1 protein-coding gene is annotated in these 236 nt (G+C 55.9%); it reads left to right on the top strand.

Translation table 11 applies throughout. The features are described 5' to 3' along the window. Positions 1–236 (top strand): hypothetical protein (locus tag ACR9ZK_RS23510; RefSeq protein ID WP_481344323.1); only part of this gene is annotated, 236 nt, incomplete at both ends.

Raw genomic sequence — 236 nt, 5'->3', positions numbered from 1 at the left:
CCGGATATCCTGTTCTCCCTGCTCTATTCCTCCGATGCTCCGTGGAACGAGAGCCAGTACAAGTCCGCCAAGTTCGATAGCATGCTCATTAAGGCGCACGGATCGCTTGAACAGGCCAAACGCAAGGCGATCTATGGCGAAATGCATGTGATGATTGCCGAAGATGCGGGCACCGCTATCCCGGCCTATATCTCCAACGTCGACGCGATCTCCTCGAAGCTGCATGGGCTGGAAGC

The sequence above is a fragment of the Monashia sp. HAY1-5C genome (assembly GCF_056755255.1).
The sequence above is the reverse complement of the archived record's forward strand: the minus strand, read 5'-3'. Positions and strand labels throughout refer to the sequence as shown.